Source organism: Pseudomonas sp. TE6283, assembly GCF_054060555.1.
In genome coordinates this window covers 600,439-614,565 of the sequence record NZ_JBSSDH010000001.1, presented here as the reverse complement: position 1 = coordinate 614,565, position 14,127 = coordinate 600,439, and the positions used below count along the sequence as shown (strand labels likewise).

18 protein-coding genes, 1 tRNA gene and 1 pseudogene are annotated in these 14,127 nt (G+C 60.0%); 9 read left to right on the top strand and 11 right to left on the bottom strand.

All coding sequences use genetic code 11. From position 1 onward, the window contains the following. Window positions 1-25 precede the first annotated feature (25 nt). The 4 genes from ACVWZ5_RS03135 to ACVWZ5_RS03120 form a co-directional block, all read right to left on the bottom strand. Window positions 26-793 carry an SDR family oxidoreductase gene (locus ACVWZ5_RS03135; protein WP_096048206.1) on the bottom strand — a complete coding sequence of 256 codons (768 nt, stop codon included), beginning with the start codon at window positions 791-793 and terminating at the stop codon, window positions 26-28. Window positions 794-820: 27 nt separating this feature from the next. After that, entirely contained in the window at window positions 821-1,888 is a 1,068-nt protein-coding gene (locus ACVWZ5_RS03130; protein ID WP_084941358.1) for a phosphotransferase family protein, read from the bottom strand. A gap of 198 nt (window positions 1,889-2,086) precedes the next feature. Continuing rightward, window positions 2,087-2,404 (bottom strand): SCP2 sterol-binding domain-containing protein, encoded by a 318-nt coding sequence (locus ACVWZ5_RS03125; protein ID WP_062573496.1) that lies wholly within the window; start codon window positions 2,402-2,404, stop codon window positions 2,087-2,089. Between the two features lie 54 nt (window positions 2,405-2,458). After that, window positions 2,459-3,172: a histidine phosphatase family protein gene (locus ACVWZ5_RS03120; protein ID WP_084941359.1), complete on the bottom strand. Its 714-nt coding sequence runs from the start codon at window positions 3,170-3,172 to the stop codon at window positions 2,459-2,461. Between the two features lie 199 nt (window positions 3,173-3,371). On the opposite strand from ACVWZ5_RS03120, the gene sohB reads away from it, so the two are divergent. The 3 genes from sohB (at window position 3,372) to ACVWZ5_RS03105 (ending at window position 6,204) form a co-directional block, all read left to right on the top strand. Then, window positions 3,372-4,388 carry a protease SohB gene (gene sohB, locus ACVWZ5_RS03115; RefSeq protein ID WP_062573498.1) on the top strand — a complete coding sequence of 339 codons (1,017 nt, stop codon included), beginning with the start codon at window positions 3,372-3,374 and terminating at the stop codon, window positions 4,386-4,388. 144 nt (window positions 4,389-4,532) lie between these two features. Next, a tRNA-Cys gene (locus tag ACVWZ5_RS03110) sits at window positions 4,533-4,606 on the top strand. 635 nt (window positions 4,607-5,241) lie between these two features. Continuing rightward, complete coding sequence (locus tag ACVWZ5_RS03105; protein ID WP_062573499.1) at window positions 5,242-6,204, top strand: hypothetical protein; 963 nt, start codon at window positions 5,242-5,244, stop codon at window positions 6,202-6,204. Window positions 6,205-6,312: 108 nt separating this feature from the next. Here ACVWZ5_RS03105 and ACVWZ5_RS03100 read toward each other — a convergent pair. Continuing rightward, window positions 6,313-6,390 (bottom strand): annotated as a pseudogene (locus ACVWZ5_RS03100) (chemotaxis protein); the annotation flags it as partial. A 409-nt stretch (window positions 6,391-6,799) separates the two neighbouring features. Here ACVWZ5_RS03100 and ACVWZ5_RS03095 point away from each other — a divergent pair. Continuing rightward, a complete protein-coding gene (locus tag ACVWZ5_RS03095) occupies window positions 6,800-7,237 on the top strand; it encodes a hypothetical protein (protein ID WP_155721648.1) in 438 nt (145 codons plus the stop codon). Between the two features lie 276 nt (window positions 7,238-7,513). Further along, a complete protein-coding gene (locus tag ACVWZ5_RS03090; protein ID WP_062573501.1) occupies window positions 7,514-7,729 on the top strand; it encodes a hypothetical protein in 216 nt (71 codons plus the stop codon). A gap of 56 nt (window positions 7,730-7,785) precedes the next feature. On the opposite strand, the gene ACVWZ5_RS03085 is transcribed toward ACVWZ5_RS03090, so the two are convergent. Both ACVWZ5_RS03085 and ACVWZ5_RS03080 read right to left on the bottom strand, forming a co-directional pair. After that, window positions 7,786-7,992, bottom strand: a complete 207-nt coding sequence (locus ACVWZ5_RS03085) for a DUF6434 domain-containing protein (RefSeq protein WP_028692449.1) — start codon at window positions 7,990-7,992, stop codon at window positions 7,786-7,788. An 88-nt stretch (window positions 7,993-8,080) separates the two neighbouring features. After that, window positions 8,081-8,977, bottom strand: coding sequence for a LysR family transcriptional regulator (locus ACVWZ5_RS03080; protein WP_062573502.1), 897 nt, complete (start codon window positions 8,975-8,977; stop codon window positions 8,081-8,083). A 258-nt stretch (window positions 8,978-9,235) separates the two neighbouring features. Between ACVWZ5_RS03080 and ACVWZ5_RS03075 the strand changes: the two genes are divergently transcribed. Together ACVWZ5_RS03075 and ACVWZ5_RS03070 are read left to right on the top strand one after the other, a co-directional pair. After that, window positions 9,236-9,739 carry a DsbA family protein gene (locus ACVWZ5_RS03075; protein WP_230962651.1) on the top strand — a complete coding sequence of 168 codons (504 nt, stop codon included), beginning with the start codon at window positions 9,236-9,238 and terminating at the stop codon, window positions 9,737-9,739. After that, on the top strand, window positions 9,736-10,128 hold the full coding sequence (locus ACVWZ5_RS03070; protein ID WP_028692446.1) for a nuclear transport factor 2 family protein: 393 nt from the start codon (window positions 9,736-9,738) through the stop codon (window positions 10,126-10,128). The genes ACVWZ5_RS03075 and ACVWZ5_RS03070 overlap by 4 nt, the downstream gene beginning before the upstream one ends. Before the next feature lie 66 nt (window positions 10,129-10,194). Here ACVWZ5_RS03070 and ACVWZ5_RS03065 read toward each other — a convergent pair whose 3' ends face one another. Continuing rightward, window positions 10,195-10,914, bottom strand: coding sequence for an META and DUF4377 domain-containing protein (locus ACVWZ5_RS03065; RefSeq protein ID WP_230962652.1), 720 nt, complete (start codon window positions 10,912-10,914; stop codon window positions 10,195-10,197). A 335-nt stretch (window positions 10,915-11,249) separates the two neighbouring features. Next, a complete protein-coding gene (locus ACVWZ5_RS03060) occupies window positions 11,250-11,606 on the bottom strand; it encodes a hypothetical protein (RefSeq protein WP_028692444.1) in 357 nt (118 codons plus the stop codon). Between the two features lie 184 nt (window positions 11,607-11,790). Here ACVWZ5_RS03060 and ACVWZ5_RS03055 point away from each other — a divergent pair, with 184 nt between their 5' ends. Next, entirely contained in the window at window positions 11,791-12,216 is a 426-nt protein-coding gene (locus tag ACVWZ5_RS03055) for an anti-virulence regulator CigR family protein (protein ID WP_336196605.1), read from the top strand. 233 nt (window positions 12,217-12,449) lie between these two features. Here ACVWZ5_RS03055 and ACVWZ5_RS03050 read toward each other — a convergent pair whose 3' ends face one another. Both ACVWZ5_RS03050 and ACVWZ5_RS03045 read right to left on the bottom strand, forming a co-directional pair. Beyond that, on the bottom strand, window positions 12,450-12,881 hold the full coding sequence (locus ACVWZ5_RS03050; RefSeq protein ID WP_062361166.1) for a hypothetical protein: 432 nt from the start codon (window positions 12,879-12,881) through the stop codon (window positions 12,450-12,452). A gap of 144 nt (window positions 12,882-13,025) precedes the next feature. Continuing rightward, entirely contained in the window at window positions 13,026-13,700 is a 675-nt protein-coding gene (locus ACVWZ5_RS03045) for a polysaccharide lyase family 7 protein (RefSeq protein ID WP_062361168.1), read from the bottom strand. A 238-nt stretch (window positions 13,701-13,938) separates the two neighbouring features. On the opposite strand from ACVWZ5_RS03045, the gene ACVWZ5_RS03040 reads away from it, so the two are divergent. Then, window positions 13,939-14,127, top strand: coding sequence for a hypothetical protein (locus ACVWZ5_RS03040; RefSeq protein WP_062573503.1), 189 nt, complete (start codon window positions 13,939-13,941; stop codon window positions 14,125-14,127).

The window sequence follows — 14,127 nt, the reverse complement described above, 5'->3', positions numbered from 1 at the left end:
CCCTAGGGGCGTGCATGAATCCGGATCAGGACAGGAACCCACCGTCGACATTGAGCGCGGTGCCGGTGGTATAGCTGGAGGCATCACTGGCCAGGTACAGCACCGCGCCTGCCATCTCGCTCGGGTCGGCCACGCGCTTGAGCGGGATCTGCTGTAGCGCGGCGTTGCGGATGCTGTCGTTCTTCACCAGCGCCGAGGCGAACTTGGTGTCGGTCAGCCCCGGCAGCAGGGCGTTGCAGCGGATGCCGAACTGCGCGCACTCCTTGGCGAAGACCTTGGTCATGTTGATCACCGCTGCCTTGGTCACCGAGTAGATGCCCTGGAACAATCCGGGCGAGACGCCATTGATCGAGGCCACGTTGATAATGCTGCCGCCGCCGTGCTCGCGCATCAGCTTGCCGGCTTCCACCGACATGAAGAAGTACCCGCGGATATTGACGTCGACGGTCTTCTGGAACGCCCCCAGGTCGGTGTCCAGGACGTTGCAGAACTGCGGGTTGGTGGCGGCGTTGTTGACCAGGATGTCGAGGCGGCCGAACTGTTCGCGGATGCCGGCGAACACCTGCTGGATTTGCTCCATCTCGCCAATGTGACAGGCCACCGCGGTGGCCTTGCCGCCGGCGGCGACGATCGCCTCGGCCACTTGCTGGCAGCCGTCGAGCTTGCGGCTGGAAACGATCACATGGGCACCTTGCTGGGCCAGCAGGTGGGCGATGGCTTCGCCGATGCCGCGGCTGGCGCCGGAAACGAAGGCGATCTTGCCGTCGAGGTCGAACAGGTGGGTCTTGGGCATGCGCATATTCCTTGTTGTCTGCCGAAGTTACAGGCTGGATTTGCCGATCAGTTGCAGGCTCATCTGCTCCAGCAGCCGGTTCATGTGGATGAACTGGGCGAAGCGCTTGTCCTGGGTCTGGCCGTGGAAGAAGCGGTAGTAGATCTGCTGGACGATGCCGGCCAGGCGGAACAGGCCGTAGCAATAATAGAAGTCGAAGTTGTCGATGCGGATGCCGGCGCGCTCGGCGTAGTAGTCGACGAACTGCTGGCGAGTGAGCATGCCGGGGGCGTTGCTAGGCTGGCGGCGCATCAGTTGCACCGGCGCCGGGTCGCCCGCCTCGATCCAGTAGGCCAGGCTGTTGCCCAGGTCCATCAGCGGGTCGCCGATGGTGGCCATCTCCCAGTCCAGCACGCCGATGATGCGCATCGGGTTGGCGCTGTCGAGGATGACGTTGTCGAAGCGGTAGTCGTTGTGCACGATGCCCGGGCGCGGATGGTCGGCGGGCATCTTCTCGCGCAGCCAGGCGATCACCTGCTCCCAGCGCGGCGCGTCGGGCGTCAGGGCTTTTTCGTAGCGGCTGGCCCAGCCTTCGACCTGGCGCTGCACATAGCCTTCCGGCTTGCCCAGGTCGGCCAGGCCGCAGGCCTGGTAGTCCACTTGGTGCAGCTCGACCAGGCGGTCGATGAAGCTCTTGCACAGGGCTTCGGTGCGGCTGGCGTCCAGGTCCAATTCGGCGGGGATGTCCGAGCGCAGGATGATGCCGTTGACCCGTTCCATCACATAGAACTCGCCGCCGATCAGCGACTCGTCGGTGCAGTGCACATAGGCCTTGGGGCAATAGGGAAAGCCGGCGTTGAGCTGGTTGAGAATACGGAACTCACGGCCCATGTCGTGGGCCGACTTGGCCTTGTGGCCGAATGGCGGGCGGCGCAGCACGAACTCCCGGTCCGGGTAGCTGACCAGGTAGGTCAGGTTGGAGGCGCCACCGGGAAACTGGCTGATGCTCGGCGTGCCGGCGAGACCGGGAATGTGTTCCTTGAGGTACGGATCGATGACGGCCGCGTCGAGTTCTTCGCCGGGGCGTACCTGGGTGGACTGGTCGGTGAGCGTCATGCGATTTCCTTATGATCAGTAGCAAGGACTATTGGCTAATCTAATTTCCTGTCAAAGCTGGTACAAGCGTGCCAGACATTTATTGGCCTGGGTGTTGCCGGGCGATCAATGGCCCTGATGGGCGGGCCTTGCGGCAGGCGAAAAAAAACCGAAGCACATCTGGCTTCGGTTTTTTTCATTGGCGATTCGCCGCGCCGATCAGGCCGGGAACAGCTCGCTGAGCTTCATCGACAGCATCATGTCGCCTTCGACGCGCAGCTTGCCGCTCATGAAGGCCTGCATGCCGTCGGTGTCACCGCTGACGATGCCCTTGAGGGTGTCGCTGTCCAGCACCAGGGTGCAGTTGGCGTCGGCGTTCTCGCCTTCCTGGATCTCGCAGGTGCCATCCTTGACCAGCAGGGCGTAGTGCTTGTCTTCGTCGGTGATGTTGAAGCCGAACACCAGGTCCAGGCCGGCGGCGGCGTCAGGGTTGAATTTTGCCTTCATCGCCTCGACGGCTTTAGCTACATCGCTCATGGTGTATTCCTTGTTAAGTGATATTCGCGTCCGCGAGGACACAACAGACCGGGCTCATCGGTAGGTGACGAGCTCCGGCAACCGCAACAGCCGCACATGGGCTTGGCTGTTGAAGGAAGCCAGGGTGACGTCGCGGCCACGGAACTTCAGGTGGCTGAGCGACGTGTTGATGATCTGCCAGTTCAGGGTGAACGCCTGAGCCGGCGTGATTCCGCTTACCAGGTGGAGCAGGGCGGCAATGGTGCCGCCGGAGGTGAACAGGGCGATGTTGTCGCCGCTGGCGGCGCTGTCGAGCAGCCGTCGCAGACCATCGCCGACCCGGCCGGTGAAGGCCTGCCAGGTTTCCAGGTGTTCATCGTGGGCATGCTCGCCGTCGTGCCAGCGCTGCACCATCAGGGCGAACAGACGCTGGAACTCGCCGCGGTGCTGGGCGCCGTTGCGCAGCACATGCAGGGCCTCGGGCTCTTCGGGCAGCAGGGCAGGGAGCAGGGCACGGATCACGCCGTCGGCGTCGAACTCGTTGAAGGCCGCGTCGGTCTCAATGGTCGGGACTGCCTCGCCATGTGCCTGCAGCGCGTCGAGGGCCAGGCGGGCGGTGTCCTGCTGGCGACGCAGGGTACCGGCCAGGCAACGGTCCAGGCGCAGGCCCAGCTGGGCGAGGTGCTCGCCCAGTGCCTGGCTCTGACGCTCACCGACCGGCGAGAGCACGTCGTAGTCAGCGGCACCGAAGGAGGCTTGGCCATGTCGGATCAGGTAGAGATTGCCCACGTTGAAGTCCGGCCCGTTTGGAGGTTGTTGCGAGGTTAGGTTGCCCCAGGCGGGCTGTCAACGAAAAAACATACAAGCGTTTGAAAAGGTCGTTTGAACTGTGTTGCCAGCATTTTCACCGGCTGGCAGCGGCTCTGGCGCCCCGGTATGCTTGCATCCAGTTCGCGCCGTTGCGGCGCTGGTTTATCAAGGAGTCAATGTGGAGTTTCTTGCCGAATACGCAAGCTTTCTCGCCAAAACCGCCACCCTGGTGATCGCCATCCTGGTGGTGTTGTCGGCCATCGCCGGCCTGCGTGGCAAAGGGCGGCGCAAGCCGGGCGGGCAGTTGCAGGTCACCCGTCTCAACGACTTCTACAAGGAGTTGCGCGAGCGTCTGGAATCGGGCCTGCTCGACAAGGCCCAGCTCAAGGCCCTGCGCAAGCAGCAGGCCAAGGCGGAAAAACAGCAGAAGAAAAAGCCCGAGGACAAGCGCCGGGTGTTCGTCCTCGACTTCGACGGCGACATCAAGGCCTCGGCCACCGAGAGCCTGCGCAACGAGATCACCGCGCTGCTGACACTGGCCACCCCGCGTGACGAGGTGGTGCTGCGTCTGGAGAGCGGCGGCGGTATGGTGCACAGCTATGGTCTGGCTTCCTCGCAGCTGGCGCGCATCCGCGAGGCCGGCATCCCGCTGACCATCTGCATCGACAAGGTCGCCGCCAGCGGCGGCTACATGATGGCCTGCATCGGCGAGAAGATCGTCAGTGCGCCGTTCGCTGTGCTGGGTTCGATCGGCGTGGTGGCGCAGATGCCCAACGTCAACCGGCTGCTGAAGAAGCACGACATCGATTTCGAAGTGCTCACCGCCGGTGAGTACAAGCGCACCCTGACCGTGTTCGGCGAGAACACCGACAAGGGCCGGGAGAAGTTCCAGGAAGACCTGGACATCACCCACCAGCTGTTCAAGGACTTCGTTGCCCGCTACCGTCCGCAGCTTCATATAGACGAAGTGGCGACCGGCGAGGTCTGGCTCGGTATCGCCGCGCTCAATCGCCAGTTGGTCGACGAACTGGGCACCAGCGACGAGTACCTGAGCCGCAGCGCCCGCGAGGCCAATGTGTTCCACCTGCGCTTCGCCGAGCGCAAGAGCCTGCAGGAGCGCATCGGTGTGGCCGCCAGCGGGGCGGTGGAGAACACCCTGGTAGGCTTGTGGAGCAAACTCGGGCGTCTGCGCTAACACCTTGAACCCCTTGAAGATTTTTTTCTTCAAGGGGGTTGCAAGGTCCATCGAATGCCGACATAATGGCGTCCATCGAAACGCAGCTGACTTGAAAAAGCCCAGCGGTTTCAAGGAGATAGCGAAAGCTGACTCCGACTTTGAGGCCGAGTAGCAAAGTGGTTATGCTCCGGATTGCAAATCCGTCTACGCCGGTTCGATTCCGACCTCGGCCTCCACTATTCGAAACCCCGCAGATCTAGATCTGCGGGGTTTTTCTTTGCGCGCAGAAAATGTCAAGAGTTCCGAAACAAAAGGCATGGAGTTCCGAAACTTCAGCCCTTCGAGGGCTTGGCCATCGCACCTACTCGACGGTAAACGCGCTAGGTTAGACATCTCGCTGGATGCGTCGGCGTGGTGCCGCAAAGCCGTGGTCAATGCTGCGGTTGCCGCAGGGCAGGCCTCGAAGAAACGCATTGAGGCGCTCGTGATCATCCTGATTATTCCCACCTGTCATTCCTGCGCACGTTGATGAGTGACACGCAGAACCCGGCCTAAGCGCCGGGTTTTTTATTGCCCGCTGAGGGCCTCAAGAGTCCCGCGAAGCCGGGCATTACCGGAGCATGTCGATCAGCGAATCCACCCAAACGCGGTGCACGCGCCGAAGCTCGCTGAATAAAAACTTCAGAGTGCTGGTTGGATATACAGTGTTTGTGTGGCATAGTTTCCTACATCGGCGACAGGTCTGAGGTTAGTGAAACCTCGTCACCCCTGATCTTCGCCAGAAGACCTCGAGTCTCTAGCCATCGCCCATGAGCACCATACGCCCAATACAGAGGCCTGAACTTAAATCAGCTCAGTAACGGAGTTTAAAATGGAAAACGCAAACTCGGCGTCTCAAACCTTGCAAGATCTTTGGACTCAAGTAGAACCGGTGGAAAACACCGGCATGCTTAGGCGCGTGGTTTTTGCGCAAGGCAAGTTTTATGCGGCTGGCGGCAACGGTCTTCCCACAACCACTCAGCTTGTCAGCGGAGACGCAACTGGTACAGCGTGGACCAAGCTCAAGGGCGCCGTCACCTCTGATAGCGGAAAGGTCCTCAATGAGCTGTACTGGAACGGTCTTGGGACCTCGCTTCAAGCCCTTTCTCAATCCGGCAATGTGCTCTACGGCAGCACAGCGCGCCCTTTAAGGGATTGGACAGACCTTACCGCAACTGTTCGCGCGTATGGAGACTTGCAAGGCATAGTGTATTATAAGCCAATTTACGGCGACATCGCGACCTGGATACTGGTTGGGTCTAACGGTAAAGTCTTTTCCCGTTATGAGGATTGGTCAGGCCAGGTGGAGCGCACTACGACCTTCACTTCTAGCGAGACTGTGTACTGCGTAAACGTCATTGGCAGTTTTGTGTTGATTGCGGGATCGAATGGGAAGTTGCTTAGCGCTGTGAAGATGGCGACGAACAATCCGCAATCATTCGCGACCAGAACCAGCACCTTCGGCACTAGCACCATCCTTTCCATGAAACTTTGCAACGGGAAAATGTTTATCGTTGGTGCGGATGGCAAGATGGCATATTCATCCGATGGGCTTAGCTGGACTGCTGTTGAAGATACCAGTTTCGATGGAACCATCATCCGCGACATTGCTTACGGTAATGGCAAGTATGTAGCTGTCGGCGACGGCGGCAAGACAGCCGTTTCCGAGGATGGGATTGGCTGGGTTCAGCAAGTCAACACTTTCGCAGGAACCGATATCCGGAGCGTCGCCTACGGCAACGGCAATTTTGTAGCTGTTGGTGCAGGCGGCAAGATTGCTTACTGGACTCCATAATCTTCTATCTCCTTGCGTAATAGAGCCCAGCCGTCGCGCTGGGCTTTTTTCATTTCTGATTCAGGCTCGGCACAGCCAGGGTGGCCCTTCGGGGGATGCCTGGACGCGGATAAAGCCACCTAGCAAAACGGTGCCCGTTCCATTCAGCCAGGTGGCTGTGCCTGGGCCGACGTCGGTAGGGTCCATAAGTACTCCGAGGGTCTGAATAGGCCCTCGTGGAACCACTGAATTCGATGCGAGTCTCTTCCCGCCTGCCCGCCAATGGACTTGCAGCGCTGGTACCCAACTGAACTTGTCTCGCCGCGCGTCCAGCGCATCCCCCGGTAAAACGTGATGGCACCGGTCTGCGGGCTGCTCGGTGTTCTTCGGATGCGCGGCACTACCGCTGCAGAGCCTCCATTAATCGTCGCTTTTAATTCTCAGGCATCTGCGCACTCTTCACGTGAGTGGTTGGGATGGGTAGGGATAAGCCGAATGGGAGGGAGCATGGATCGCTTGGCGGCCTGGTCAGTTGTTGATTGCGCCGCGCAGTTTATCGGGTTATGCAATTGCCTTAGAATGGTCGTTTTTCACCCCTCAAAGGAATGATTACGTGGTGAGCAACAACGCCATCTGCTGTCCGCATTGCCAAGGCCAAAATGTCCAGCTGCTATCCGTGATTCACGCTGCTGGTACCACTCGCATTCAAGCAACTCACCAGACCAACTCCGGCTATGGTCCTGTTACGGTCGAAACGACTGGTCGGCATCAGACCGATTTGGCTGCCAGCGTAGGTCCGCCCCCGGGCAAACGCCTGTTGGGTCCTGTGATCATGACCGGAGTAGGTACCATCATTCTCTACGATGGTCTCAAGCTGATTAACACTTACTGGGGCGTCGATTGGACCAGGTTCTTCATCGGAGCCACGCTCGCCACCATCGGTGTGATCGGATTTGTGCGTCACTGGAAGTTCAATGTCGCGCAGTACGACAAGTTGGAAGAATGGCGCCGCACTTGGCTATGCCACGCGTGCGCCACGCGATTCCAGCCGTGAGCAATTTGTAAAGACACCTTCGCAGACGCTGTGAAAACTTGATCTCTTCGGGTCTTTAAGAGAATGCCCCGTAGCAAAATCCGTCTACGTCGGTTGGATACTGATCTCGGTCTCCACCTTTCGAAACCCCCGCAGATCTAGGTCTGCGGGGTTTTTAATGCCTGCGAATCGTTCGTCGCCCCGCCATCTGGGACAAATCGTGGGACACGAAGGAAAGTGTGTGACCACCGGTAAATCCGCTGTAATCTCCTACCGGTCATTCAAGGATGAAACGCAGTGAAGCAGCTCAAAGAACTGGACGCAGCAGCCAGCTGCTACCTCAGCAGGTACTCCCGCAAGCAGTTTTTCTCGATTTTCGTTGTGATTACGGCGATCAACTATTGGTGCGCTTACAACGTAGAGGGGTACCAATCGATCTGGCTGGCAATGATTGGCGGCTGGTTCTTCGGTATGACCTTCGCGCCGTTCCACGCTAAAAAGGGCCAACCCTGAAGGTAACTCCGGGGTGGGAGCCAGGGCGGCCAGCGTGGGACAGCAAGCGGCCTTGATCAGCCGCGTCTGCGCAGCCACTCATCCGCGACGTCCCCCATGGTGGCAGGCGCAGCGCTCTTGATCCAGGCCATGAAGGCGCGGTCGAACTTGAAGGCCTCGCCACATTCATTAACCAGGAACTGTCGGACCTTCTGCGTATTCCGGTAGTGCCTGTCCAGCGGGGTGGTGCGGGTGATCGGTCCAGCGTGCCAGTCGAAGCTCATCTTCATTCCCTTGGATGGCCATGATCCTCGGAGCGTAGCACTGTCTGCGGCTGTGCGGGCGTGCGCTCACCTGATGGTCTGAGCCGTCTCATTGAGCCAGGCGGCTTGCCAGAAGCTCGACAAACGCCCGCACCTTGACCGGTCGAAAGCGAGCCGTTGGAAAGACTGCATGGATCTCGCCTCGGGGTAGCGACCATTGCGGCAGCACCTCGATCAGCCGGCCTGCTTGCAGGTCAGGTTCCGCCACATAGTCCGGAAGGACCGATAGCCCGGCCCCGAGCAGCGTGGCTTCGCGCACTGCCAAGGTGGCGTTGAGCGACAGGCTGGCTCTCATCTCAACCGTTTCGCGCTGTGAGGTGTCCTTGGCAAATACCCAGCGGGTCGGTTCTCGCAGCGCCAGGTTCGCCACGATCGGCAACTCGGCCAGCTCCGCTGGGGTCTGCAGTTTGTCTACCCGCGCTTGCCACTGAGGGGCGGCCACCAATCGTTGCGCAAACTGGCCGATTCGTCGGGCCTGCAGATGTTGCTCGGTAATCCAGCCAACGCGAATGGAAAGGTCCAGATCGTTGGCGCCCAGATCCAGGGTTTGGTCGCTGAAATGGGCCTCGACCTTGCACTGCGGATATCGCTGCGAGAATGCGGTGATGGCCGGCACCACGACACCGATGCCGTAATCGAAAGGGGCGGTCAGGCGTAGGGTGCCCGTCGGCTCACTGGCGGCCTCGGACAATTCTTCGAAAGCCTCTTCCGCCTCTTTGAGGATCAGAGCACAGCGGTGGTAGAACTGTTGGCCTGCCTCGGTGGTGCGGACTTTTCGCGTGCTGCGCACCAGCAGTGTGGTGCGGCAGTCGCTTTCCAGCCGCGCTACCTGCTGACTGACCACGGCCTTGGTGATGCCGAGGCGTTCGGCAGCGGCGGTGAAGGAGCCGGTCTCGACCACTGCGGTGAAGTACGCAAGCCTGTTCAGGCTGGAAGCGCCGGTCATTGATAGATCCTCAATGTATGTCTATAGCATACAGTGTGTTTATTTCGTATGTATTTAAATGTCAATGCCTGCGCGGTAGGATTTGAGGCATTCCATTTAAGGCGATCTACTATGAGCAGGACTCTGGTTTACCTCTTCGATCCACTGTGCGGCTGGTGCTACGGCGCAGCTGGACCGCTGCCTCAGGTCCTCGAGTCCACTGGCCTTGCGTTGCGCTTGGTACCGACGGGGCTGTTTTCCGGCAGCGGTGCGCGCGTCATGGATGACGACTTTGCGGCCTATGCCTGGAGCAACGACCAGCGTATCGAACGCCTGACCGGGCAAGTCTTCAGTGAACGCTATCGCGATCATGTACTCGCCGACCGTCTTCAGGCGTTCGACAGCGGCCCATCTACCCTGGCGCTCAGTGCAGTGAACCTGACAGCGCCTGAGCGCGAGTTCGAAGCGCTCAAGGCGATCCAGGCGGCGCGCTATGTCGATGGCCTGGACGTGACTCGAGTGGAGACGTTGACCGCTGTCCTGGCAAACCTGGGCTTGGATACCGCCGCCGAGCGCCTGACGCGTCCGGATTCGGCCTTGCTGCAGGTCAACGACGATCGTGTGGGGCAGGGGCGTGCCTTGCTGCGTCGTGTGGGCGGCCAAGGCGTACCGACATTCGTTCTGCAACAAGCGGACGATGCCCTGCAGTTGTTGCCTGCCAGCGCTATCTTTTCAGATCCACGGGCCTTCATTCGCGAGCTGAACGCGGGGGTAAAATCATGAGCAAGGGCAACCTGGACATCATCCGAGCCTCGTACGAAGGCTCAGCCGAACAGAATGGCCAGAATCTGCTGGCGGCGCTGGCTGCGGACGTGACCTGGACCGAAGCGGCCGGCTTCCCTTATGCCGGTACCTATGTCGGCCCCCAGGCGATCATGGAGGGTGTGTTCCATCGCCTGGCCACCGAATGGGATGGCTACCAGGCCAAGGTGCATACCTATGTGGCCGAGGACGACCGAGTTGCCGCCTTTGGCGTTTACTCAGGTACCTATCGCAAGACCGGGAAAGCGATGACCGCAACCTTTGCCCATCTGTACCGTTTGACGAACGGCAAAATTGTCAGCATGGAGCAATACGTCGACAGTGCGCAGGTCAACGCGGCGCTCACCTGAGCCGTTTCACGGTCGCCGTTGGCTTAAGACGCAGGCCGCCGCAGAGCGGCCTGCGCCGACAGGCAATTACTTGCCCGAAGCGTCCTGCTCGACCACCAGGTCAAGCACATAGACCTGCGACGAGGCGTCGGCCGGCGGGTTCTTCCATTCGTATTGCTTCACGCGCAGCACGGTGCGCACGCCGTCGCGGTGCTCGTAGCCTTCGATGGATTGGTACAGCGGGTGCCAGCTGTCCTGGGTCGCCAGTTGCAGGCCGGCGTCGTCATAGCGACGCTCGCGCACTTGCAGGCACTGGTAGTTGGGGATCAGCGGGTGGCTGCACTTGACGGTCTTGGCGGCCACTTCCAGGAACTTGATCTCGCCCTTGCTGCCATAGCGGGTCTCCGGGGTGGCTTCACCCTGGAATTTCAGCACCGAACCGTCCTGGGTGGTCAGTTGCAGCACCGGCTCCCCGGCATCGTCGGAGAAGGTGGTGCGCAGGTCGCCCTTGAACAGGCGCCCGACCTGGGCGTCCAGCTCCATCAGGGGCTTATCGCAGGCCTTCAGGGTCGAGGCCAGTGATTGCACCTTCAATACGCCGTCCTTGTAGGAATAGCCGCCGAACTGGTTGTTGCAGCCGCCATTGATGTTCAGGTTACGCTCGGCGAAGTTCAGGCGCAGCTTGCCCTCGATGCCAGGCGCCATGGCGGCGATGGCCTTGCCCGACGCATCGTTGGCAGCGACCAAGTTCCAGTAGTAGGCCGAGAGTTTGGGCTGGGTTGCGGGAGAGGCGGCAGTAGCAGGCATGGAAGGCGTCCCTTCATGGGAAGTGGAAGCCGGAGCGCACGCCTGGAGCAGGGCGGCGCAGACGGCAACGAGGAGAATATTCTGTTTCATGGTTCGCTCTTTCAGCCTTGAAAAGTGGGTGCGGCATCCTCGACAGGCGGGATGCGCGCGCCGGTAAACCGGGATATCGAGACCGTTTCAGGATCGCTTCGCGATGTGGACCTTGCCACTCCTGTGAGCGCTATCGGACGGCCTCGGCAGTAACCGATGGCAATGGGACAGCATCGATTCCATTGAGTTTCATCAACGGGGTGGCCTACAAGTGTTGCCGGATTTTGCAGGAAAGCCAGCGCCCTCTAGACCTGCGGGCCTTTGCAGGGATATCCACTCATTTTCGCGGCCTGCAGCGCACGCTCCCTGGCCAAGGGCGTGAGTGCCCCTGCTGCATAGCCGTTCTTGATGTAAAGAAAATAGTTGCCCTGCAGGTCGTGGAAGATCCGGTAAACATCGGCAGCTCTATGGGGGGTTGGTAGCGTGACTTTATCGACCATCAGTTCGTAGCCGTCGATATCCAAACTGCCCAGCCTGGCCGTGAAGTCTGCCTCTAAGGCTGCGCGCCAGCGATTGCGCTCGTAGGTGCATGCCCAGAAGAGGGCGATCAGTACCAACAGTCCAGCGCACAGAAAGGCGATGTCGGTGAGCAGTTTCAGCATGTCGTTCCTTTGACCCATGGTCCTTCAATACCGGCCGTATGCCACTTTACCAAGTCGCAACGGGAGAGTGCGCATCCGCCGTGGTGTTGATATGCCTGATCGCTCAAGTAGGGGTATGAGAAAGCTTCTTGTCGTTGTCGTGGGCTAGGATTGCACAGACCCCAATCTGCAGAGGCAAGCAGCAATGAGCAAATACCGCACCGTCATTGCCACATTGACATCCATCGCACTGGTACTGGCGCCCTGCATATCCTTCGCCGACCCGGGGAATGGCAAGGGGAAATCCCAGCAGAACCATGGCAACCCGGGGGCGGGCAAGCACAATGGTGGTCATGGCGGCCCCGTGATCGACCGTGGCGATGTGCTCGGTATCCTGGGGGGGCACCGTGACTACTGGAGTCCTGGGCCAGCGCTTCCTCCGGGTATCCAGAAGAACCTGGCGCGTGGCAAGCCTCTGCCCCCTGGCATTGCAAAGAAGCTCGATGGCCGGCTGCTGGGCCAACTGCCGCGTTATGACGGTTACGAATGGATGCAGGCGGGTGTCGACCTGATTCTGGTGGCAGTCGCCACGGGGGTGATCTACGAAGTACTCAACGGTGCTTTCGACTAGCGCGCAGGCAAAGAAAAGGCCCGCTGGGGAGGGCGGGCCAAGTGTTTCACGGATGAGTCACTACCTTGGCACGGCAGACGTGAAAATGTTGTCAATTGCCGTGGCTTTCTCGTGATCGGAGCGCCCAAAAAAGAAAACCCGCCTAAAGAGGCGGGTTGAACAGAACGTATCGAAGCCAGGTCAGTCTGCCTACGCAGATGTCAGAATTTCGTGAAGGTCATGCTGGAAGGGGCTCAGTAACCGTTACTGAATTTTTCCTCGATCTTGCGCTTCTCCATCGCGTACTGCCTCGGATCGATCTCTTCCGCGATCAGCTTGTTGTCGAGCGTATCCATCTGGCTTTTCTTCATGCGCGAGACATGGGCACGGGTGGCCTGGTAGTTGATCGACTCGGCGGCGCTGTAGCCACTGACCGGGTCCCAGAGAATCGAGAGCGGCCACAGCAGCAGGTTGGCAACGCCATAACCATAGGCCCGGCCATAGAACGAGCCGCCGCCTGGCAGCAGGCCGAGTGCCGCAGCAGCGCCCGGGCTCTTTTCTCTGACCTCGAGGTTTTGCGCACGGTAGTAGCCGAGCTCCTGTTCCTGCACGGAGTTCAGGCCGCTGGCGCACCCCGTGGTCAGGACGACAAGGGCGGCGGCGATCAGGTGACGAGCGAATGGCATTGCGGATTCCTTGGAATTTCAGTGAATTACCTCGCAATCCAGGGCGAGGCGGTGGAATCCTACCTGACATGATGGCACTTTGCCTCGAAATATTACATTCAGATGAATGGGCGACCCTGCAGTCGCGTCTTGGTTGTCTGTTCATCATCGATGGTGCAGTTCGAGCTGGCTGATGACACAGACCGAGGCATCCTCTGGTGCTGTGCGGTCGCTGAAGTCCACCTGGTTGTAGACTCCGCCGTGGAAGTTGAAGGTGCGGCTGTTCCAGGTCTTGGCCATTTGCAGCAGCCCCGTACTGCCTGTGCGGCCGTTGCAGGTGGCTGAAACCAACGCGGCCCCTGCTGCAGAAACCTCCAGGGTAATGTCGAAGGGGGTGTGCAGGGGCACATTGGCCAGGACTTCGCTGTTGATCGGCGTCACCTGATCGAAGTCCCGGCGAAAGCCGAGGGTGATCCTGCCCTTGTTCCAGAACACCTTGATCGCCGGGCTGTCGTCGTCTTTCACATGCATCTGTGCAATCACCACCTTCTGCGCCGAGTTGACCTGCTCGAGCACCATGCGCTGGTGGCTGAAATGTCGGTTGGCACTGTTCATGGCCCAATAGGTGGCTTCCTTCCACTCGCAGCGAGTGCGATGTGTGCTCTTGCTCGACGCGCCCTTGGTCGGCGCGGTCATGCGTACCGCGCCATTGTCCAGGCGTCTGACCACCTGTGGTAGGGTGGCCAGGGCCTGTGCCCCGGTGACCTCTAGGGCCAGAGGGTCGCTAGCGGATTTGGCGAGCGGTGTGGTGATGATCAGCGTGTCGATGTTCACGGCCATACGGAAACCTCCTGGATAAAAAGATCCTGCACCTATGCGAGCAGTTGAAAGGCGTCGGGTTCAGTGAGCCAGGGAGGTCCGGGCAAAAAAAGCCCGCCAGGGCGGCGGGCAAAGTGCGTTTTTGAAGGGAGAGCCTGCACCATGCGCCTTGTCGGTTAAGCCGGGGTTAAGCAGCGCGAGGATTGACCGCCCGCGCCGATACGCCTATACAGGCGTGCCGTTGTTACCGGAGCCTGCGATGCACGACGAAGACGATCTGCCCGAACCCGAGCACGACCACCTGCTCGACCCTGAATTCCACGAAGACTTCGACCCCGAGGCGGACGCCTACGGGGCGCTGGACGAAGTCGAGGAGGACGAAGAGTTGCTCGACGACTTCGATGATGAGGATGACCATCCAGCCTGGCACGACGACTGCGACGACTGA